Annotated in this window: 20 protein-coding genes and 1 pseudogene; 16 read left to right on the top strand and 5 right to left on the bottom strand. The window is 46.2% G+C overall.

Going from position 1 to position 21,772, the window contains the following annotated elements; translation table 11 throughout:
• Positions 1-116: 116 nt before the first annotated feature.
• The gene (locus M1D72_RS13455) at positions 117-1,325 is read left to right on the top strand and encodes a cystathionine beta-lyase (RefSeq protein ID WP_390190246.1); all 1,209 of its coding nucleotides are present in this window, start codon (positions 117-119) and stop codon (positions 1,323-1,325) included.
• A gap of 71 nt (positions 1,326-1,396) precedes the next feature.
• On the opposite strand, the gene M1D72_RS13450 is transcribed toward M1D72_RS13455, so the two are convergent.
• From M1D72_RS13450 to pspA, 4 genes are all read right to left on the bottom strand, one after another.
• Positions 1,397-1,960, bottom strand: coding sequence for a DNA-3-methyladenine glycosylase I (locus M1D72_RS13450; RefSeq protein ID WP_456297211.1), 564 nt, complete (start codon positions 1,958-1,960; stop codon positions 1,397-1,399).
• Between the two features lie 106 nt (positions 1,961-2,066).
• On the bottom strand, positions 2,067-2,480 hold the full coding sequence (pspC, locus tag M1D72_RS13445; RefSeq protein ID WP_456297210.1) for an envelope stress response membrane protein PspC: 414 nt from the start codon (positions 2,478-2,480) through the stop codon (positions 2,067-2,069).
• Positions 2,443-2,676 (bottom strand): envelope stress response membrane protein PspB, encoded by a 234-nt coding sequence (gene pspB / locus M1D72_RS13440; RefSeq protein ID WP_456297209.1) that lies wholly within the window; start codon positions 2,674-2,676, stop codon positions 2,443-2,445. Before pspB ends, pspC begins: the two co-directional genes overlap by 38 nt.
• 66 nt (positions 2,677-2,742) lie before the next feature.
• Positions 2,743-3,414: a phage shock protein PspA gene (gene pspA / locus M1D72_RS13435; RefSeq protein WP_390190253.1), complete on the bottom strand. Its 672-nt coding sequence runs from the start codon at positions 3,412-3,414 to the stop codon at positions 2,743-2,745.
• Positions 3,415-3,603: 189 nt separating this feature from the next.
• Between pspA and pspF the strand changes: the two genes are divergently transcribed.
• From pspF to M1D72_RS13375, 12 genes and pseudogenes are all read left to right on the top strand, one after another.
• Entirely contained in the window at positions 3,604-4,605 is a 1,002-nt protein-coding gene (gene pspF, locus M1D72_RS13430; RefSeq protein ID WP_456297208.1) for a phage shock protein operon transcriptional activator, read from the top strand.
• 117 nt (positions 4,606-4,722) lie between these two features.
• Complete coding sequence (gene sapA / locus M1D72_RS13425; protein WP_456297207.1) at positions 4,723-6,339, top strand: ABC transporter substrate-binding protein SapA; 1,617 nt, start codon at positions 4,723-4,725, stop codon at positions 6,337-6,339.
• On the top strand, positions 6,340-7,302 hold the full coding sequence (locus tag M1D72_RS13420) for an ABC transporter permease (protein WP_390190257.1): 963 nt from the start codon (positions 6,340-6,342) through the stop codon (positions 7,300-7,302).
• Complete coding sequence (locus M1D72_RS13415) at positions 7,289-8,176, top strand: ABC transporter permease subunit (protein ID WP_456297206.1); 888 nt, start codon at positions 7,289-7,291, stop codon at positions 8,174-8,176. Before M1D72_RS13420 ends, M1D72_RS13415 begins: the two co-directional genes overlap by 14 nt.
• Positions 8,176-9,165 (top strand): annotated as a pseudogene (locus tag M1D72_RS13410) (peptide ABC transporter ATP-binding protein); the annotation flags it as partial. The gene M1D72_RS13415 and the pseudogene M1D72_RS13410, both read left to right, overlap by 1 nt.
• Positions 9,166-9,275: 110 nt before the next feature.
• On the top strand, positions 9,276-10,061 hold the full coding sequence (locus M1D72_RS13405; RefSeq protein WP_390190260.1) for a peptide ABC transporter ATP-binding protein: 786 nt from the start codon (positions 9,276-9,278) through the stop codon (positions 10,059-10,061).
• A 309-nt stretch (positions 10,062-10,370) separates the two neighbouring features.
• A complete protein-coding gene (locus tag M1D72_RS13400) occupies positions 10,371-11,471 on the top strand; it encodes an ABC transporter ATP-binding protein (RefSeq protein ID WP_456297205.1) in 1,101 nt (366 codons plus the stop codon).
• Positions 11,468-12,343 (top strand): carbohydrate ABC transporter permease, encoded by an 876-nt coding sequence (locus tag M1D72_RS13395; RefSeq protein ID WP_456297204.1) that lies wholly within the window; start codon positions 11,468-11,470, stop codon positions 12,341-12,343. Before M1D72_RS13400 ends, M1D72_RS13395 begins: the two co-directional genes overlap by 4 nt.
• Positions 12,344-12,348: 5 nt before the next feature.
• Entirely contained in the window at positions 12,349-13,248 is a 900-nt protein-coding gene (locus tag M1D72_RS13390; protein WP_390190265.1) for a carbohydrate ABC transporter permease, read from the top strand.
• Positions 13,249-13,352: 104 nt separating this feature from the next.
• Complete coding sequence (locus M1D72_RS13385) at positions 13,353-14,666, top strand: extracellular solute-binding protein (protein WP_390190267.1); 1,314 nt, start codon at positions 13,353-13,355, stop codon at positions 14,664-14,666.
• Positions 14,667-14,704: 38 nt separating this feature from the next.
• On the top strand, positions 14,705-15,700 hold the full coding sequence (locus M1D72_RS13380; protein ID WP_456297203.1) for a LacI family DNA-binding transcriptional regulator: 996 nt from the start codon (positions 14,705-14,707) through the stop codon (positions 15,698-15,700).
• 53 nt (positions 15,701-15,753) lie between these two features.
• A complete protein-coding gene (locus tag M1D72_RS13375) occupies positions 15,754-16,716 on the top strand; it encodes a glycoside hydrolase family 43 protein (protein WP_456297202.1) in 963 nt (320 codons plus the stop codon).
• A gap of 45 nt (positions 16,717-16,761) precedes the next feature.
• Here M1D72_RS13375 and M1D72_RS13370 read toward each other — a convergent pair whose 3' ends face one another.
• Positions 16,762-17,670 (bottom strand): manganese-dependent inorganic pyrophosphatase, encoded by a 909-nt coding sequence (locus tag M1D72_RS13370; protein WP_456297201.1) that lies wholly within the window; start codon positions 17,668-17,670, stop codon positions 16,762-16,764.
• 199 nt (positions 17,671-17,869) lie between these two features.
• Here M1D72_RS13370 and M1D72_RS13365 point away from each other — a divergent pair, with 199 nt between their 5' ends.
• The 3 genes from M1D72_RS13365 (at position 17,870) to M1D72_RS13355 (ending at position 21,746) form a co-directional block, all read left to right on the top strand.
• Positions 17,870-19,066, top strand: coding sequence for a putative manganese transporter (locus M1D72_RS13365; protein ID WP_456297391.1), 1,197 nt, complete (start codon positions 17,870-17,872; stop codon positions 19,064-19,066).
• Positions 19,067-19,203: 137 nt separating this feature from the next.
• Positions 19,204-19,827, top strand: coding sequence for an NAD(P)H-dependent oxidoreductase (locus M1D72_RS13360; protein ID WP_456297200.1), 624 nt, complete (start codon positions 19,204-19,206; stop codon positions 19,825-19,827).
• Positions 19,824-21,746: a monovalent cation:proton antiporter-2 (CPA2) family protein gene (locus M1D72_RS13355; RefSeq protein WP_456297199.1), complete on the top strand. Its 1,923-nt coding sequence runs from the start codon at positions 19,824-19,826 to the stop codon at positions 21,744-21,746. The genes M1D72_RS13360 and M1D72_RS13355 overlap by 4 nt, the downstream gene beginning before the upstream one ends.
• Positions 21,747-21,772 lie beyond the last annotated feature (26 nt).

Raw genomic sequence — 21,772 nt, 5'->3', positions numbered from 1 at the left:
TATCTGAGATATAAGAAATTGACAGGCTAACAAACGTACAGTTAACGTTTTTTGCCCTTGATATTCAAGCGTTCACATGATTTAAATAAGCAATAACGTTAAGACAAGGAACGCTTATGTCGCAAGACAAACAAACCAAATTAATTACTGCGGGCCGCAACAAAAAATGGACTCATGGCGGAGTGAACCCACCCGTACAACGTGCGTCTACCGTCGTTTTTGACACGGTCGCGGATAAAAATTACGCAACCATCAACCGCGCGAATAAAACCCTCTTTTATGGACGTCGCGGCACGACAACCCACTTCGCATTCCAAGAAGCGATGACAGAGATTGAAGGTGGCGCTGGATGCGCGTTATTCCCTTGCGGCACTGCGGCAATCTCCAATACGCTACTGGCTTTTGTAGAGTCTGGCGATCATATTTTAATGGCTGATACCTGTTACGAGCCTACTCGTGATTTTTGTGAAAAAATCCTTAAAAAAATGGGTATCGAAACCACCTATTACCCGCCGATGATAGGGGCTGATATTGAAAGCTTGATTCAGCCGAACACGAAAGTCCTATTTTGTGAATCACCGGGCTCTATCACAATGGAAGTGCAGGATATTCCGACTCTTTCACGTATCGCCCACGACAATGACATTATTGTCATGTTGGATAATACATGGGCTGCGGGGGTGAACTTTTCCCCGTTTGATCATGGCGTCGATATCTCGATTCAAGCAGCGACCAAGTATATTGTCGGTCACTCCGATGTCATGCTGGGAACCGCTGTTGCGAGCAGTGAATACTGGGATCAACTGCGTGAACAAGCTTACTTAATGGGCCAGTGTATTTCTCCTGATGACGCGTATTTAGGATTACGTGGGCTGCGCACGCTGGACATCCGCCTACAGCAGCATGCGCAGAGCAGCTTGAAAATTGCCAAGTGGCTACAAACGCGCCCTGAAGTCGACCATGTGCGCCACCCTGCGCTCGACACTTGTCCCGGTCACGAATTTTTTGAACGGGATTTTACTGGCGGTAACGGGCTGTTTTCCGTTGTATTGAAAACCAGCGAACCTCGCGCCACCACCGCATTGCTTGACGGTATGAAGCATTTCAGTATGGGCTACTCTTGGGGCGGGTTTGAAAGCCTGATTTTGGCCAACGAACCCAAAAGTTTCAACAGTCTGAGGACAGTCGCTAACCCAGGCTTTGAAGGCACCTTGATTCGTCTACACATTGGGCTTGAAAATGTGGATGACCTCATCGCGGATCTTGAAGCTGGACTAAGCCGTTATAACGCGGTGATCCTTGAAAAAGAATCGAGCGCCTCTTAACGGCGTCTTTTGAGAAGTAAAAAGTCTGCCCGTTGGCAGACTTTTTTGTTTCTTACCATCTCAATAACAAATTAGCGATGCTTTTTAGGGCAATCAATAAGGTGATCATTCACCATGCCAGTGGCTTGCATTAACGAATAGCAAATCGTCTCACCAACAAATTTGAAACCGCGCTTTTTTAAAAATTTGCTCATCGCTTTTGAGGTGGGTGTTGATGCAGGCACTTGAGACATCGATTCCCAATGGTTAATCAACGGTTGGTTGTCGACAAATTGCCACAATGCATTGGAGAGTGAGCCATATTCTTGAATCAATTCGAGCGTCGCCCTAGCATTAGTAAACACCGAAGCAATTTTCCCGCGATGTTTGACAACATCAAATTGCTCAATAATGACTTCAACATCGTGCTCACCTTTTTGTGCCAGTTGGGCAATATCATAATCAAGAAAGGCCTGACGATACCCTTCACGCTTTTTAAGAATCGTGATCCAGCTTAACCCTGCTTGAGCTCCCTCAAGTGTCACAAACTCAAACAAGGTGCGATCATCATATACGGGAACGCCCCACTCTCTATCATGATATTCTCGCTCTAGAGGGTGATTAAGCGCCCATGCGCAAATGTTTGTCTCCGTCATGATGTTCGTCCTAATGTCAGCAGAATTGGCGCAAAAAATACAAAGGCGCTGCTAAGCCTATCGCTCGCAGCGCCGAATATTTTAACGTACCGCCAATTTGACGCTATCACAAATTTTTGAATTCGCGATTAACCTTAAACGATTCTGACGTCACATACGCTTCCATCGTCTTTACGCGCTGTTCAATCTGCTCAAAATCTTGCTCCAACGTTGAGAGCAACTCACTGACGCCAAGCCCCGATTGCCATGGCTTGTTTTTAAGCGTGTGCTCACGTGCCGTTTGGATATTTTTCTGATACGTTGGAGGGGTCTTCTCCAGCATAAACGTCATCGCGAAGTAGACCAAGACAACCAGAAAACTGCCCCCTAGCAAGAACGCAGATATCACCAATATACGAACAATCCAAACTTCCATGCCAAAGAAATTGGCTAACCCAGCGCAGACCCCAGACAGTTTGCCATTCACCGGATCGCGATACAGATCAGTCATAACGATTCCTCCAGCTTGGCGATTCTGCATCTAAAATACGCTCTAGGGTTTCAACGCGCTGTTGCAACCCTCGCGCCTTTTCCGTTAACTGATCTAACCGCTCGTGCTCTTCTCCAGAGAGGCTATGGCTCATTTTACGTTTGCTACGATAGTGTAAAATTAACCACAAAGGGGCCACGAAAATTAAAAAAACAATCAATGGACCGGAAAACAAAACCGAAGACATTTTTATCGCTCCTTATACAGCCCACAAGTGAGCCCGTTATTATTGGCAGAGAGTTTACATACGACCTTATTGCTGCTTATTTTCCATATCCGCTTTAAGCTTTGCGAGTTCTTTTTCAATCTCATCTTGCGCTTGAAGCTCAGCGAACTCTTGGTCGAGCGATTTACCTTGACCGCTATTGGAGTACAAATCTGCCTCAGCTTCTAACTCATCAATTTTACGTGAGTACTGATCAAATTTTGCCATGGCTTCATTGGTTCGTGCAGTGTGCAGGTGCTTTTGCACATCCCGACGATTTGAAGCCGCTTGATTACGAATAGCGAGTGCTTGTTGCTTGGCGCGAGTTTCGGTAATTTTACTTTCCAGCTTACTGATTTCACTGGTCAATTTTTCTATCGTTTCCTCGACAAGTGTTTGCTCAGTATGAAGACCTTTGAGGACATCTTGTAATTTTTGCTTTTCAATCAGCGCTGCGCGAGCCAAATCTTCTCTTTGCTTGGTCAATGCCAGTGTCGCTTTTTGCTGCCATTCCTCAACTTGAGATTCAATTGCTTCGACTTTGCGAGCCAGCTCTTTTTTATCAGCAATCGCTTTTGCAGAGTTGGTTCTTACTTCAACAAGGGTATCTTCCATCTCCTGAATAATGAGACGAATCATTTTTTCAGGGTCTTCTGCTTTATCAAGTAGCGCACTAATGTTGGAATTGATGATATCGGTAAATCGAGAAAAAATGCCCATGTGACACTCCTTTATTAACAAAATTGGTGAGCGCGAATTGCGGCTCGATGAGTATGGTTAATCAACAAACGTGCCAAGATTAAATCCAATACAATTCAATAAGTTAAAAAATAGGGTCTTGTGCTCAGACAGAAAGCGTGATGAATTTAACCGATAGTAGGCGAAATTAACCAACTCTAAAGGTGCGCAATGCAACAGAATTTAATTGGGCAATCCCCGGCGTTTCTCTCTGTGCTTGATAAAGTCTCAAAACTGGCCGCTATTGAACGCCCGGTTTTGATCATTGGCGAACGAGGCACCGGAAAAGAGTTGATTGCTCAGCGACTTCATTATCTGTCGGCACGTTGGGACCAGCCTCTTATCTCTCTCAATTGCGCTACCCTAAGTGAAGGTTTGATCGATTCGGAATTATTTGGTCATGAGTCAGGGGCATTTACTGGCGCTCGAGGTCAACATAAAGGGCGCTTCGAACGCGCAGAAGGAGGCTCTCTTTTTCTTGATGAGCTGGCTACATCGCCATTGCTGGTTCAGGAAAAACTACTTCGAGTGATTGAATACGGCGAATATGAGCGGGTTGGCGGTGATAAGTCGATGAGCGCGAATGTACGTCTTATTTGTGCAACCAATGCTAATTTGCCTGAAATGGCCAGCCAAGGCGAATTTCGCGCCGATCTGCTTGACCGCTTAGCGTTTGATGTCATTCAATTACCACCACTTCGCCACCGCACAGAAGATATTCTATTGCTTGCCGAACACTATGCCATTCGCATGTGCCGAGAAATCGGATTAGAGTATTTCGCTGGGTTTTCGCTTTCCGCTCAAAACGCCCTACTCAGTTACCATTGGCCAGGCAATGTGCGTGAGCTAAAAAATGTCATCGAGCGCGCGGTCTATCAGCACGGTCAGCAACAAACGCCTATTGATACCTTACAATTCAATCCGTTTGAGGTGGAATGGCACCCTGACAAACAAACACCACAGCAAAAAGTGGAACAACCCAAACAGCCACTCAGCAAGCTTGAATTTCCTATCGATTACAAAACTTGGCAAGCAGAACAAGATATCGAGTTACTCACACATGCCATGCAACAAGCCAAATTTAATCAGCGTAAAGCGGCTGAGCTGTTAGGACTGAGTTACCATCAATTTCGCGGAATGATTAGAAAGTATCAGCTCACTAACCTATCTTAAACTAAAAGGTTTTCCGTTTTTCATTTGGTTCACAATAGCAAAAATGGTAAATTACTCTGATCCAAAGGCATCTGGAATTCATGCCTTATGTCTTGTTTAAATGAATTTGAGCTCTCTATGAAAGCTTTTGTAAAACTGACGCTAAGTATTTTTAGCCTTAGCTTGCTCGCTGGTTGTGGTAAAGAGATTGACCATAGTGAAATCAGAAAAACTGGCTTTGTGTTTTGTGGCCAAGCTGGTCCGGAAACCTTTAATCCACAACTGGTCGACAGTGGCATTACATCGGAAACCTTGAGCCCTCAACTCTTCGATACATTATTAGTGCTCGATCCCACGTCTTATCAGCCACAACCCAATATTGCCACTAAGTGGACAGTGAATGATGCGGGTACTGAATATACGTTTACCCTACGTAATAACGTGCAATTCCATCACACCGCCTGGTTTACGCCGACTCGTCCATTAAATGCCGATGACGTGGTGTTTAGCTTTAAACGCATCATTGATGAAAATCATCCTTTCCACCATACTGGCAATGCCACTTACCCTTGGTTTTACGGCATTGATTTTCAAAATTTGGTGACCAAGGTAGAAGCGCTATCTGAACATCAAGTTAAGTTCACACTTAGTCGCCCAGATAACAGCTTTTTATCAAATATCGCGACCAGCCACGCCGTCATTCTCTCCAAAGAGTATGCGACGCAATTGGAATTACGCGACGAAAAACCGCAACTTGATGAAAAACCCGTCGGCACTGGGCCTTTCTATCTAGAAGATTACCAAGCCAACGACTTAGTTCGCCTCAAACGTCACAACCGCTATTGGAAACAACCTGCCTTGATGCAGCAAGTGGTGTTTGATATTTCTCACCGAGGTACTGGCACACTGGCGAAATTACTGCGTAACGAGTGTGATGTACTGAGTTCCCCGATTTCGAGCCAGATTCCGATCATTGAAGCCAGTGATAACATTGAATTGACGGCCAAACCAACCATGAACGTTTCGTTTATTGCGGTTAATACCTCACACCCTGCGCTCAATGATGTTCGCGTGCGTAAGGCGTTAAACTACGCCATTAATCGTCAAAACATTCTCGATTCGGTGTACTACGGTACCGGCACTCAAGCCTATTCATTACTTCCGCCCGATTCTTGGGCCTATCAACGTGAAAATACCCAAATTCGCTACGACCGGAATTATGCAATTGGTTTACTGCGTGAAGCAGGTTATGAGCAAGGGTTAGAGCTGACAATGTCTGTGCCTTTGGAACCTCGATCTTATAACCCAAGCCCGAGAAAGACTGCTGAGCTAATTCAATCAAACCTTGCGGATGTTGGTGTGCAGCTACGTATCGTGACAGACGACCGTTTTGACCGCCAGCAATCACTGCAAACCAATAGCGACCTGTATCTCACTGGGTGGATTGCCGATACTGGCGACCCAGATAACTTTTTACGCCCGCTGCTCTCTTGTTACTCACACAACGCAGGCGTTAATATTGCAGTCTGGTGTAACCCAGATTTTGATTTCCTACTCGATCTCGCGTTAGAAGTCGATAAAACGCGTTACCGCATTAACTTGTATAAACAAGCTCAAAACATACTGAACGAGAGTTTTCCGGTGATACCACTCAGTCACGGCATGCAATTTCGCGCCCATTCAAAAACACTAACGGGTTTCCGCGTCAGCCCTTTCAACGCTCAGCCGTTTGATTTGGTAGAGAGGGTTAAATAAATGGTTTTGTACGCTATTCGACGTTTTAACCTGTTTATTATCACCTTGCTGATATTGACCGTGGTCGGTTTCAGTTTGCTGCGACTCGACCCAAGTTCACACTGGAATGAAATTGGCTTCTGGCAAGGTTGGTCAAGCTACCTCGGTGAACTGCTGCAGCTAAATTTCGGCGTGAATAAAAATGGCGTGGCGATCGTTGACGAACTCAAAGTCGTCTTTCCAGCAACGCTTGAGTTATGTTTGATTGCGTTTGTTATGTCGCTGTTGGTGGGCATTCCACTTGGTACCATTGCCGGCATGAAGCAAGGTAAATGGATTGATAATATTATTTCATTCATTTCGATGTCCGGTTACTCGACGCCCATCTTCTGGTTTGCGCTGATGATGATCATGTTCTTCTCACTCAAATTCGAAGTTTTTCCTGTCTCTGGCCGTTATGATCTCCTCTACGACTTCAAACACGTCACCGGTTTTTCGATCATTGATGCCTTTATCTCCGAGGGTGAATACCGCGCCCACGCGTTAAAAAGTGTTATCGAACATTTAATGTTACCGTGTCTGGTTTTAGCACTGACGCCAACCACCCAAGTGATTGGTCAGATGCGAACTGCAGTTGCTGAAGTGATGCGTCAAAACTACATTCGCGCCGCGCGTATTAAAGGTCTCTCGACGTACGAAATTGTCACTCAACATGTGCTTAGAAACGCGATTCCGCCGATCATCCCTAAAATTGGGGTTCAACTGTCGACCATGATAACCTTAGCGATTATGACCGAGTCGATTTTTAACTGGCCCGGCATTGGACGCTGGCTCCTTGATGCTTTAGCCAACCAAGATTATGTTTCGATTCAAGCGGGCGTGATTGTCGTTGCCACACTGGTTTTAACCGCCAACATACTCTCCGATTTGATTGGCGCCATCATCAACCCATTGGTGAGAAAGGAATGGTATGCTAACAAATAGTGTTTACCAGGAAGAGCATATTCCCACTCAGTTTGAGCGATTTTGGCGCAGCTATCGTGCCAATAGCATGGCGATGTTTGCGCTGTGGTGCTTAGTCCTTATTGTGCTGATCACGCTTGCCGCACCGTGGATTGCTCCTAATGATCCGCAGATGCAGTCAGGTGAGCTTTTACTGCCGCCATCTTGGAATCCTGCGGGTACCGTCGATTACTTTTTGGGCACCGATGACTTGGGCCGCGATATTTTGTCGCGTTTAATTGATGGTTCACGCCTAACCTTTGGCGCCGCCGTCATTATCACCGCGGTTGCAGCATTACTGGGTTGTTCGATCGGCATTTTAGCGGGCATGACCAAGGGCTTGCTGTCGAGCACGCTAAACCACCTGCTCGATACGGTAATGTCTATTCCTTCATTGCTGCTGGCGATCATTTTTGTCGCTTTCCTCGGCTTTGGGGAATTTAATATCTTACTGGCGATAGGCCTTGCGCTGATTCCGCGTTTCATTCGCTCGGTCTATTTGGCCGTGCACCGTGAAGTAGAGAAAGATTACATCATGGCCGCCCGCCTAGATGGCGCCAATGATCTCTACCTACTGTGGAACTCGATTTTCCCCAATATTTTGGTGGTCATTGCCTCAGAAATCACCTTGGGTTTAACCATTGCCATACTCGATATCACTGCACTTGGTTTTTTGGGTTTGGGTGCCCAAGCCCCAAGTACCGAGTGGGGAGCGATACTCGGTGACTCTGTTGAACTTATTTACTTAGCGCCGTGGACAGTAACGCTTCCGGGGCTCGCCATCATGTTTACCGTAATTATCATCAATTTAGTTGGTGAAGGCGTCAGACGCGCGCTAAACGCAGGAATCGAATAATGGCATTGTTGGATATTCGTCATCTGACGATAGAAATTGAAACCCCACAAGGCTTGATGAAAGCGGTTGACCGAATGAGCCTAACCATGACCGAAGGCGAAATCCGTGGGCTGGTTGGTGAGTCTGGATCGGGCAAAAGTTTGGTTGCCAAAGCCATTGTTGGCGTGATGAAAGATAACTGGCGCGTGTCGGCTGATCGCATGCGCCTAGGCAACATTGATTTATTGCAGCTCACTCCCCGCGAACGCCGCCGTGTGATTGCTCGCGACGTCGCCATGATTTTCCAGGAGCCATCAACCTGTTTAGACCCTTCGGAAGAAGTGGGCCGTCAGCTTATTGAATCCATTCCATCACGCGCGTTTGCTGGCAAGTGGTGGCAACGTTTTAAATGGCGTCGGAAACAAGCGAAAGGATTATTGCATAAAGTGGGCATCAAAGATCACCATCGCATCATGAAAAGTTATCCGTATGAGTTAACCGATGGTGAATGTCAAAAAGTCATGATTGCAATGGCGATTGCGGCTAAACCCAAACTTTTGATCGCCGATGAGCCAACGAACGACCTGGATCCAATCACCCAATCGCAAATTTTGCGCTTGCTTAGTCGTATGAATCAGATCGACAACACCACAATTATGCTGGTTGGACATGACTTAACCACCATCACCCAATGGGCAAACCGCATTACGGTTATGTATTGTGGGCAGTCGGTGGAATCGGCAGACACAAAAAAGATCATGGCAAAACCTAAGCATCCTTATACTGCGGCGTTACTCAAAGCGATGCCCGACTTTGACGAAAGTATCCCTCATAAGCAGAAACTACAATCGCTGCCTGGCTCGATTCCACCGTTGCAGCACCTGCCGATTGGTTGTCGTCTAGGCCCACGCTGCCCTTATGCTCAACGCCAATGTGTGGAGAGCCCGCGTACTCAGCGTATTAAAAATCATAAGTTTGCCTGTCATTTTCCTCTCAATACTGAAAAGAAGGTCAGTGACAAAAAAGTTAGCGATAAAAAAGCGATTGAAAAACGCGGCATGGGTAAAAAGCCTCTAGAGAGTAAGCCGGTCAGCGATAAAGCCATAACGGAGAAAGGTGTATGAGCAGTCTGTTAGAAGTCGCGGGGTTATCCAAAGATTTCATTACCCGCCCCGGCTTATTTCGTAAGCAAATTCATCACGCAGTCAAACCCGTCAATTTCAGCTTAGATGCTGGACAAACCATTGGTTTCATTGGCCAAAATGGCTCTGGCAAATCAACAGTGGCACGCATGTTAGCGGGAGTCATTGAGCCATCATCAGGTGAGATTCGCGTGAATGGTGAGCTGCTTGAGCATAAAGATTATTCGACACGTTGTAAGCTGATTCGAATGATATTTCAAGATCCCAATACTTCGCTCAATCCACGAATTCAAATAGGTCGAATCCTTGAAGGACCACTGATTCGAAACACCAGTATGAGCCACGAAGCCCGGACGAAACGGGTCAAAGAGACCTTACTTCGAGTGGGCTTGCTGCCTGAACATGCTTACTTTTATCCACAAATGCTCGCCACAGGTCAAAAACAGCGTGTGTGCTTAGCTCGAGCTTTAATTCTTCAGCCATCGATCATCGTTGCCGACGAAGCCCTTAATGGTCTCGATATGGCCATGCGTTCGCAGATTCTTAACCTCTTTTTAGAGCTACAGGAAGAAATGGGTGTGTCTTTTGTCTATGTTTCACAGCACATTGGAGTGATTAAACACATCACCGATAAAGTGATGGTGATGCACGAAGGCAAAGTGGTGGAAGCCGGTGCGACAGCAGAAGTATTAGCCAACCCTCAGCACCCTATTACCCAACGAATGATTGATAGCCACTTCAATAAAGCACCAATGGTGAAATAAGCATTTCCCCTACTCCTTAGCATATAAGCGTCCACATTAAACCGCGCCCAAGTCACTGTCCTTGGGCGCTTTGCCATCCGCACTATCACTCATAGTTATGAACTGATGAAACTCAGCCATCAACCCAATGGTCGACTTTCATCAATTTGTGATTGAGCCGATAGATTCGCCATTCCTCGCCGTTCGTTTTGTGAACTATTTGTCTTTTCTATATAACAACCATTCTCAGCTAATATTATTAGTAATAGTATTATTCAAAACAATAAAACCTCATAAAAACCCTACAAAGAACCGAACAAGGAAGAACCTATGGCTTCATCAATTGAGATCAAAAATCTAACCAAAGCGTTTGATGGCTCAAAGGTTTTAGACGACATTACCTTCCATATCAACGAACGAGAATTTATCGTTTTCCTTGGTCCATCTGGCTGTGGAAAATCGACGCTACTTCGCATGATTGCCGGACTTGAGAATTTAAGCGACGGTGAAATTTGGATGGATGGCCATCGTCTCGATACCTTAGCCCCTGGCAGTCGCAATATCTCTATGGTTTTTCAAAGTTATGCGCTTTATCCGCACATGACCGTCGAAGAAAATATGACCTTTGGTTTAAAAAACATAGGTACAGAAAAAGCAGTGATCAACAAGCGCGTTGGCGAAGCATCGCGCATCTTAGAAATAGAACATTTACTGAAACGCAAACCGGCAGAATTGTCGGGCGGGCAACGTCAACGGGTAGCGATTGGGCGAGCGATTGTTCGTGAGCCAAGCGCCTTTTTGTTTGATGAGCCACTGTCAAACTTGGATGCCGCGCTTCGCAGCCGAACTCGTATCGAATTGGCTCAACTTCACCAACGCGTCAACGCAACGATGATTTACGTGACTCACGATCAAGTCGAAGCGATGACATTGGCCGACCGAATTGTGGTACTCAATCAAACCAAGATAGAACAAATTGGTACGCCAATCGAAATCTATCAGCGCCCAGCGAGTAAATTTGTCGCGGGTTTTGTTGGCTCTCCTGCGATGAACTTCTTACCCGTCGAGCGTCTTGTTTCACAACATGACCGAGCACTCATCCATGTGGATCCATTTGAGCCTTTAGCAACCACAGTCAGTGCAGATGCCCTGCCATTTGATGATAAGTTTGAAATGGGTATTCGCGCTGAAGATATTTACGTGACGGCTGCAGATGCTCGCTGCCACGCCACCGGTGTGGTCAACTTTATTGAACGTCTCGGTGACAGAACCTTGGTCTACGTTGAACTCTCTACCGGGCAAATGATCATCGCCGAAGCAAGCAGTAAAGAGCTTATCGAACTTAACCAAGCGATTGGATTGAACATTGACCTTGAGTCTATACATTTGTTTGACTCACAAGGCCGTGCCTACCACGGAGGCCGAGTATGATTCAGGAAGCGAGGTCAGCTCGAGAGCGTTGGGGGAACTTTTTGTTTGTTACCCCTTACTTATTTGTGTTTGTCACCATGATTGCCATTCCACTCGTTTGGGGTATTCATCTTAGCTTTCAAAAGGTGGATTTATTTGGTCCTGGGCAATTTGTCGGGCTCAGTAATTACGAGCGCCTATTTAGCAATAAAATCTTTTTGCAAACCGTCTGGAATACGTGTTACTTCGTCTTGTTTACTGTGCCTATTTTGGTGGTTATCGGCCTGCTACTTGCGTTGGCGCTCAACCAACAAACGCGCACTGCCAATGTGCTACGCGGGATTTTCTTTGCATCGACGATTCTATCGGTCACCGTTGTCACTCTTATTTGGCGAATTATTTTTATCCCCAATGATGGCTTTATGGCGATGGTTTTCCGTTGGTTTAACCTTGAACCGATTCCGTTCTTATCTAGCCCAGATTGGTCATTGCACTCGATCGGTATTGCCACCATTTGGTGGTGTCTCGGTCTGCCGATGATTTTATTCACTGCAGCGTTACAGCAGATTCCAAAAGAGCTGTACGAAGCGGCTCAACTCGATAATGCCAGTAAATGGACGACGTTTCGCCGTATTACACTGCCATCGATAACTCGCACCATCATATTGGTGACTATCATCGAAATTGTCATGCAATTTCAACTGTTTGGTCAGGCACTATTGATGACCAATGGAGGCCCCAACAACTCATCGCGTTCGATTGTCATGTTCATATATGACGCGGGCTTCCGTCGCTGGGATATCGGTATGGCTGCGGCTGCATCACAAATATTGTTTGTGATTATTCTAATCGCCGCCCTTGCGCAATTTGCCATGAGCCGTAAGAAGGGATAAGGATTATGAGCGAAATGAGAGTTTCATCTGCACCACGCGTGCCATCGTCTGACCAGCCTCAGACTCATACATATAACCCAAATAAACATAAAACATCCAAAGCCATTTTGTGGCTCACCATCGTGATGTCTTTCATTATGCTGGCGCCATTTTTATGGATGGTTGGGTTAAGTCTTAAAAACAACCAAGAACTTATGCTTGGAACGGATGCGGTATTTCGCTTCCCGTATACGCTGCAAAACTACGTGGATATTTTCCACAACTCGTCGGTCTTTCAATGGCTAATGAACAGTTTAGTCGTATCCGGCTGCATGACACTGGGGGTACTCGTACTATCGTCATTGGCCGGATACGCTTTTGCTCGCTTGGACTTTCCATGCAAAAAAGTCCTGTTCGTCATCGTGTTGATGGGACTTGCTGTCCCAGAACAAGCGGTAATCATTGCGCGCCACCAGCTATTTAGTGAAGTTCAGCTGCACAACACCTATTTAGGCTTAATTCTTCCTGGGCTTTCTGCGCCGTTTGGCGTGTTCCTTATGACTCAGTTTTTTAAAGCAATCCCCAAAGAGATCGATGAAGCAGCAATCATGGATAACGCCTCTAAATTTAAGATATTTTGGAAAGTTTTACTGCCATTGACCGTTCCAGCTCAGGCAACATTGGCCATTTTGACCTTCTTAACATCGTGGAATGACTATTTCTGGCCGCTAATTTCTGCGACCGATAAGTCAATGTATACCATCACCATTGGTATCGCTTCGTCGCAAACCAACTTTGCACAAAGTGAAGGCTTAGGCTTTTTGAGTTCACAAGCCATCTTCTCGGCGATTCCGATTATCTTGGTTTACATCTTCTTCCAAAAACACATTGTGACAGCCGTTGCTGGCGGCGCAGTCAAACAATGATGACAAGCAAATAATAATTAACACGCTCTGCTGTTTGAGCACCCAAAACGTGAATGCCTATCATCACTGGTAGGCAAAAATTAACGATAACAAAAGGCTTTGCTATGAAAACCTACTTATCAACTCTGTCACTCGCAGTCGGCTGTTTGCTCTCTGCTGGCGCCGTACAAGCCAAAACCGACCTCAATATTCAGCGATTTTTTGGGGCGTGTGAAGCAGAGTATGGTCAATCGACTGATGTGGCTTCATCAAGCGGTGAATGCGGCATCATGACGACCTTACTCAATAAATTCGACAAAGAAAATCCGGATATTGAAGTGCATGTCTCTACCGTAGAATGGCCAGGATATGATCAGCTCACCGCGCAAATGGCATCACGTACGCCGCCAGATGTGGTCACCATGCATAACTCGGTTATCTCTGATTATCAATCACGTAACTTAATCGTGCCTATTGATGACTTTCTGACCACAGCCAACATTGATAAGTCGACGTTTACGCCAACCGCCACCAATGGCGTGACGCGTGAAGGACATTTCTATGGCCTGCCGATTGATACTTGGACCATGCTGTTTCACATCAACATGGACTTGATGAAACAAGCCAAATTAGTTGATGACGCAGGTAACGCTATTTTGCCCAACTCGCCAGAAGAATTACTGGCTCAAGCAAAGCAGTTTAAAGATGCCACAGGCAAACCGTATTTCATTCAAATCTTATCCAATGAAACCGCGGCCTATGCACGCATGTTCTACACCTACATGTTCCAGCAAAACAGCGGCTTCTTTGATGATGCGAACAAAATCTCTTTGCAAACCCCAGAAGCCAAAAACATCGTCAATCTGTTCAAGACCATTTATGAGCAAAACCTGACGACCAAAAATATGGACTACCCTGCTACGGTCTCAGCATTTAGTAATGGTCAGGGCGGAATCTTACTCAATGGTAACTGGCTACTTGGTACCTATGATGAACAATCGCACCAAGAAAGCAGCCCACTGTACAACAGCTATGATGTTGCCCCCTACCCGATGCTGTTTGATGGCGCAAAAGCCCATTATGTGGATGGTCACTCTTGGGTTGTACCGAATCAACGCCGCTCTGATGAAAAAGATGCCGCGATTGCAAAACTATTTAAATTCTTTGCAGACAATGACATAGAATGGTCGCGTACCGGTCATTTACCGAGCGTTGCGAGTGTATTGGATGATGATCAATTCTTGTCACTTCCTCATCGTCAAGAGATTCTGTCGATCACCCAGACAGGCCGCGGACTGCCTGCTGGCGTTAAACGTCAATGGGCGATTCAAGACATTATTGGCGAAGAACTGGCTGCCGCAATCATGGGCAATAAACCCGTTGATGAAGCGTTAGCGGATGCGGAAAGCCGCATCAACGATATGCTCGCAAACCTCTAAATCCATGTTCATATAATACGATTAACAGAAGTAGAGCTATGCGTAAGAAAAAAGTCACAATGTTAGATATCGCCACTGCGGTTGGCGTTTCACAACCCACCGTATCAATTATTTTAAACGGCTCTGACAGCGTGAAAATATCGCAAGAAACTCGCGATAAAGTGATCAATAAAGCGAAAGAGTTGGGCTATAAAATGCGCGCCCACATTTATCACGCTCAATCACATCGGCGCATCGCTCTACTGGTTAATAGCATGAACATGCATGACCCTTTCATTAATGCGCTTAGCGCTGCGAAAGTACGTGCATGGGAACTGGACGCTATTTTGACAGTTTTTGACTACGAAGATAACGAAGAGCTAAAAACCTGCATGCTAGAGACCATCTTAAACGGTAATTTTGATGGTTTAATTTACGCGTTAAATACACCCACTGAAATCGATGATGCGCTGCCCACCTCTTTGCCCGTATTAATGCTCAATTGCACACATACCGCAAAAACGTCGACCATTCCAAGTGTCGTAACCTCGGATTTTCTTGGTGGTTACCACGCGGCCCAACACCTGATTGACAGCGGTTATCAACGCATTGCGATGATAACGGGTGAAAGTTGGGCAGACTCCTCTGTTCAACGCCTTCGTGGATTTCGCCAAGCGATGACCAATGCAGATCTTCCTATCAATGAAGCTTGGATCAAACCAGGAAACTGGTCCGTAAAACAAAGCTATCTAGAAACCCAAACACTGCTCAACGCTCGCGTTCGACCGGATGCGATTTTTTGTGCTAGCGACTTAATGGCCTTAGGCGCATACCAAGCCATTACTCACGCAAACCTAACGATTCCTGAGGATATCGCCGTCATTGGCTACGATAACCAACTTTTAGCCAGCCAACTGACGCCCTCTCTCTCGTCGGTCGACCTTCCCTACGATGAAATGGGCCGTGTCGCCGTCGAAACCTTGCTGTCCCCGACATCACCTGAACTGCTTTTGATGAAAATAGAAGGTGAATTAGTGTGCCGAGAGTCCACTTAATGTCGGAATTACTTTTATAGAAACAAACCATGATTTCATGGCTAGGAGCCCCAATGAGTTTAACCAACCCATTCATTGAACAACGTGCAGACCCATTTGTGTATTTGCACAGCGACGGTTATTACTATTTCACGGCGTCAGTCCCTGAGTATGATCGCCTTGAACTTCGCCGCGCTCAAGACTTGGCCGAGCTGGCCACGACCAATGAGATCGTTGATGTATGGCACAAACCCAGTAGCGGGCCATATTCAGACCTAATTTGGGCACCAGAGATTCACTATATTGACGGCACGTGGGCTATCTATTTCGCCGCCGCGCCAAACCGTGAAATTGTCGATAATGCTTTTCAGCATCGCATGTACGCCATCACGACTCAAGCCGATAACCCGTTAGAGGGTCAATGGAGCGAACCCACTCAAGTCGATAGCGGGCTCGCCAGTTTTTGTTTAGATGCCACGTGTTATAAACATAACGGTCAATGGTATTACATCTGGGCGCAGAAAGATGCGGTGATTCCAGGTAACTCCTGCTTGTATATCGCCACGATGGATTCACCAACACATTTGTCAAGCGAACCTGTGCTATTAACCAAACCGGAATTTGATTGGGAAGTGCAAGGCTTTTTGGTCAACGAAGGCCCAGCAGTCTTACATCGTCACGGACGTATCTACCTAACGTACTCAGCAAGTGCAACCGATGAACGTTATTGCATGGGGTTACTGTCTATTGATGAAAATGCTGACTTATTGGACGCTTCCAATTGGCACAAAGCGCTGTCGCCGATTTTTGTCACCGATGAAGAGAAGCACATCTATGGCCCTGGCCACAATAGCTTTACGACCAGCAAAGACGGCCAGCGTGATTATATGATTTATCATGCGCGCAACTATAAAGGCATTGAGGGAGACCCTCTATGGGATCCAAACCGTCACGCTTGTATTCAGCCTGTGTTTTGGTCTGAAGACGGTTTACCTATTTTCGGTTCGCCGCAAAATGAAATTGAGTTTGAAGGATAAAACAGAAAGGGGCCATCGCGGCCCCTTGTTGTTTCTCAAGACGTATTATTCGCCCAGCTGCGCTTGTAACCAAGGCCAGCCTTGTTTTTTACGACTTAACGTATTTGCCATCATCAGTACGCCTTCATGCTGGTGTTTATCAAGCTTACTCGCCCATTCCCCAGTATAAATTAACCGTGTTTGCGCGCTGGTAATATCGGTAAGCATCACAGCAGCAAACGCGAGGTTTTGCTCGTCGCAGCGGCGTTGTAAATCCTGATTAAGCGCATCAATCATGCTATCAACTTGGTCAAGTGTCGCCAGTTCAATCTGACCGACAACGACATCACGTCCATTAAATGAATACGCTTTAAGATCTTTCTCGACCAACTCAGCGGCGCTTAACCCTTCGATGTCGGTTTTCGCAATCAACAGTGCTTTGATAAAGGCATCAAGATCATCAACGTTAGCTAACTTGGCCAGTGCCTCAACGGCTTGTTTGTCTTTGTCTGTGCACGTTGGCGAAGCAAAACCGACGGTATCAGACAAAATGGCTGACATCATTAGCGTTGCCATCGATGGCGTGATCGCTACGTTCTCTAACTGAAGCAAGTTAAATAGGATGGTACAAGTGCATCCTACAGGCCAAATCCATGCTTCAAGCGGGTTGGTGGTCATGATGTCGCCTAAGCGATGATGATCGACAATGCCTAAAATCTCGGCGTGTTGAATATCATCCGGGGCTTGGGCGACGTCACTATAATCGACTAACCATACTTTCTTACCCGCGACTTGAGTGCAAAGCTCTGGCTGATCAACACCTGCGCACTCCAAGATATGTTGCGTTTCACGATTAAGTTCACCTTGGCGAACGGCTTTGGCTTCTAAACCACGCGCGGTTAATAGTGCTTCGGTAACCAATGCACTACAGATACTGTCGCTGTCTGGGTTTTTATGTCCAACAACTAAAATCATTATAATTCCTAATTACTTACCAAACACCTACAAAATATAGGTCTATTTTAAAAACCGTTACTTTACCTTATCTGCAAAATTTGTCATGGCTTACAACAAAGAAATTGGTGATATCGAGCCACTTAATATTCAATTTCATTTGCAAATGATTCTCATTACCATATATTATAACTATGGTCTCGGCACTTTCGGGTTATTTATGCAGACAGCAAAGCTGACACAGTGGGTATTGAATGGGTCGTTTTTTTCGCAACTAGAGTTGCGCTACAAACGTATGTTGCTGCCGTGCACGCTGATGGCTTTATTGCTTGCCCCCACCACTCAATCCATTGCTGTCAATACACTCTCAGATGCTTTTTGGGCGGTATCAAGTTATGTGGCCTTTACATTGGCGCTGTATCACTACCTGTCGCAGTTTTTTAGCCAGCGCAATACCGTTGTCGACCTTTACTTAAATTCTCGCCACTTCCAAGTGCTATTCGCAGCGCTCTTAGGGGCACTTCCTGGATGTGGCGGCGCGATTATTGTCACGACACAGTTTGTCGGTGGACGAGTCGGATTTGGTGCTATTATTGCCGTACTCACGGCCACAATGGGCGATGCCGCATTCTTACTCCTCGCCAGTAAGCCTCAGGTTGGACTTGGTGTGATTGCCCTCGGTGTTGTGGTGGGCTGTCTCTCCGGCTGGGTGGTTAATCTTATTCACCATGATGATTTTATGCGCCCAAAAACAGCGAACGTGGCAGCCCCCATCGACCAAGACGCAAACAGTGCCTTCGAAGCGAAAGCCATCAATTTGCAAGGCGCATTTTGGAAGTGGCTGATTGTTCCGGCCAGCATCGTTGCTTTTCTTGGTTCATTTCAAATTGATATTAATCAGCTACTCGCATTGCCCGCTCAAACTATTGAATGGGTAGGCGCTGGTTGCCTTGTAGTGAGTTTATTGCTGTGGTCTTTAACCAAGGAGATCAAAAGCTACCAGTCGACGGTATCCGAAGACTGTAAGCCTCGAATCTCACACCCCATGCAACGGACAGCGCAAGATACCAATTTCGTCACGGCTTGGGTCGTGATGGCCTTTTTAGTGTTTGACCTTACAACCCAACTGGCGGATTTAAACTTACAGGTTTTATTCAATGACTGGGGAGTGTGGATGCCTTTGGTTGGTGTCCTGATTGGTCTGCTCCCAGGGTGTGGACCACAAATTCTAGTCACGAGCTTTTATCTCACTGGCGCCGCGCCGATGTCTACCCAACTCGCCAATGCAATTTCTAACGATGGCGATGCGCTCTTCCCGGCGATTGCTATGGCACCGAAAGCCGCACTCGTCGCCACTGTTTACACCTCAGTTCCGGCGCTGATCGTCGGCTACAGTTACTTTTGGTTTTTTGAATAGCACATTCTGCTGATTCAACGCCTCTTTTCATTGGGCGATTCCCGAATAATGGGGCAATCGCATTTAGTTTCTGTAGACGCCATCCGATTAACTTCTTACTATTATTTCATGCTCCGTCGTCCGCTAGGCGCTTGAATATGAAAAACAAAAAAGTCTTAGTCTTATATGCCCACCCTTCTCAGCACCGAAGTGAAGTCAATACACCGATGATTCGCGCAGTGAAAGCCATGGCTAATGTGACCGTGGTTGATCTTTACTATGAATACCCAAACTTCGATATCGACATCGATCTTGAACAGCAACGTTTGCTCGAGCACGATGTCATTGTGTTCCAATTTCCTCTTTACTGGTATTCAACCCCTTCACTTCTTAAAGAGTGGCAAGACTTAGTTTTAGAGTATGGATTTGCTTACGGACAAGATGGCCGTGCTTTGCAAGGGAAGTTACTGCTGTGCGCATTAACCGCAGGCGGAAAAGAACAAACCTATGGTGACAAAGGGTACAATCATTTCACCATTCGCCAGATGCTCTATCCCATTGAACAGATGGCGTGTATGACCAAAATGCGTTATTTACCGCCCTTTGCCTTGTTCGATGCTCGTAAAGCCTACCAAGATCAATCGGTTCATCAGCATGTCGATACCTATCGCCAGTTATTACAAGCGTTAATAGACGACCGCTTGGATATCGAGCAAGCCGCACAATTGGATAAATTGACTCACCAAGTAGAGCACTTAATCCTGCCATCGGAGGCGTTATGACAGGTTATTTCATTCAAGTGTTTATTTATCTATTGGCCGCTGTCATTGCAGTGCCACTTGCAAAGCGCTTTGGGCTTGGTTCGGTACTTGGTTACTTGATGGCGGGCGTGGTGATAGGCCCATTGATTGGTATTGTCGGTGACGAAACCGAAGCGATTCAACATTTTGCCGAGTTTGGCGTGGTAATGATGCTATTTTTAGTCGGCCTTGAGTTAGATCCGAAACACCTATGGGCGATGAGAAACCGCTTGATGGGACTGGGCGGCTTACAAGTCTTGTTATCGACGCTGGGTGTGATGGCTATCGCTTCCACCTTGGGACTAAGTTGGAGTACGGCACTGACGGTTGGACTTATTTTCTCACTCTCCTCTACCGCTATTGTCTTGCAAACTTTCAATGAAAAACGGCTAACCAAAACCATCGGTGGGCAAAATGCGTTTTCCGTATTGCTATTTCAAGACATTGCCGTCATCCCAATGCTGGCATTTATCCCACTGTTAGCGATCCCTGAGTTAGTCGAATCGGCTAACGCGCTTGGCGAGCAAGCGAATCACTCTGACATCAGTTTAGTCACGGATTTGCCAAGTTGGGCTTATGGTTTAGTGTTGACTGCTGCAATCGCTGCCATCGTCGTCGGAGGACATTATTTAAGCCGTCCACTCCTTAAATTTGTCGCCAGCTCTGGCGTAAGAGAGATCTTTACCGCCACCGCACTGATGCTGGTTGTGGGCATCGCAGCGCTGATGGGGTTGGTCGGCCTTTCGCCTGCTTTAGGAACCTTTCTGGCGGGTGTGGTTTTAGCCAACAGTGAGTTTCGCCACGAATTAGAATCCAATATTGAGCCATTTAAAGGGTTATTGCTGGGCTTGTTTTTTATCACGGTGGGGGCGAACATTCACTTTGATATTTTGTTTGGCCAGTTTTTTACTATTTTGGCTCTGACCATTGGCGTGATGCTACTCAAAGCACTGGTGTTACTGGTGTTAAGCTTTATTTTCAGAATCGAACACAGTAACCGATGGCTGTTTGCCTTGAGCTTAGCGCAAGCGGGTGAGTTTGGTTTTGTTCTTCTCACGTTCTCCGAACAAAACCACGTCCTTCCTCATGATTTAGCCCAAACGTTATCTATGGTGGTCGCGCTTTCAATGTTCTTCACACCGTTACTGTTTATCGTGTTTGAAAAAATGATCATGCCACGTTTTCAGGCTGCTTCTAATGACCGCGAAACAGACACTATTGATGAAAAAGGCACCGTGATCATTGCTGGTGTCGGACGCTTTGGGCAAATCGTCAATCGTATTCTGGTCTCCAACGGTATTAAGACTGTCGTGCTTGACCATCAAGCTTCGCAAATTGATAACCTACGCCGTATCAATACCAAAGCCTATTTTGGCGATTCCACACGGCCAGACCTGTTGTTACAAGCTGGTGTCGAAGAAGCGGCAATGGTCGTGGTCGCCATCGATAGCCGAGAAAACAGCATTAATCTCGTCAAATATTTAAAGCATGCCCACCCTCAAATTAAAGTGTTAGCGCGTGCCTTTGACCGCGGACACAGCTATCGACTTCGCCAAGTTGGCGCAGACTTCATTGAGTTAGAAACCTACCATTCAGCGTTAGAAATTGGTGGTATCGCGCTGCGGGAACTCGGCCAACACCCGTTTACCGTCGAGAAACAAAAAACCGCCTACAAGCGAGTGGAAAAAGCCTCATCTGATGAGCTGTATCAAGCTTGGCTTGGGGAGTCGGGTTCAGAGGAACGATTTGACAACAATTATGCCAAGCTGTTTATTCAACTTGAAGAGCGTATTCGTAATGAGATGTCATTTGAACATACTGACCAACACTCTCGCACAGAGCGCGGCTGGGCTCCCCCGCCGAAAGGCTATGCCGATAACTTTGATTTGCTAGACGACTGATCGTTTTAATCATCCTCAGCGTTTAT

It is taken from the genome of Vibrio sp. AK197 (genome assembly GCF_053903115.1).
This window is presented reverse-complemented; position numbering and strand designations above follow the sequence as displayed.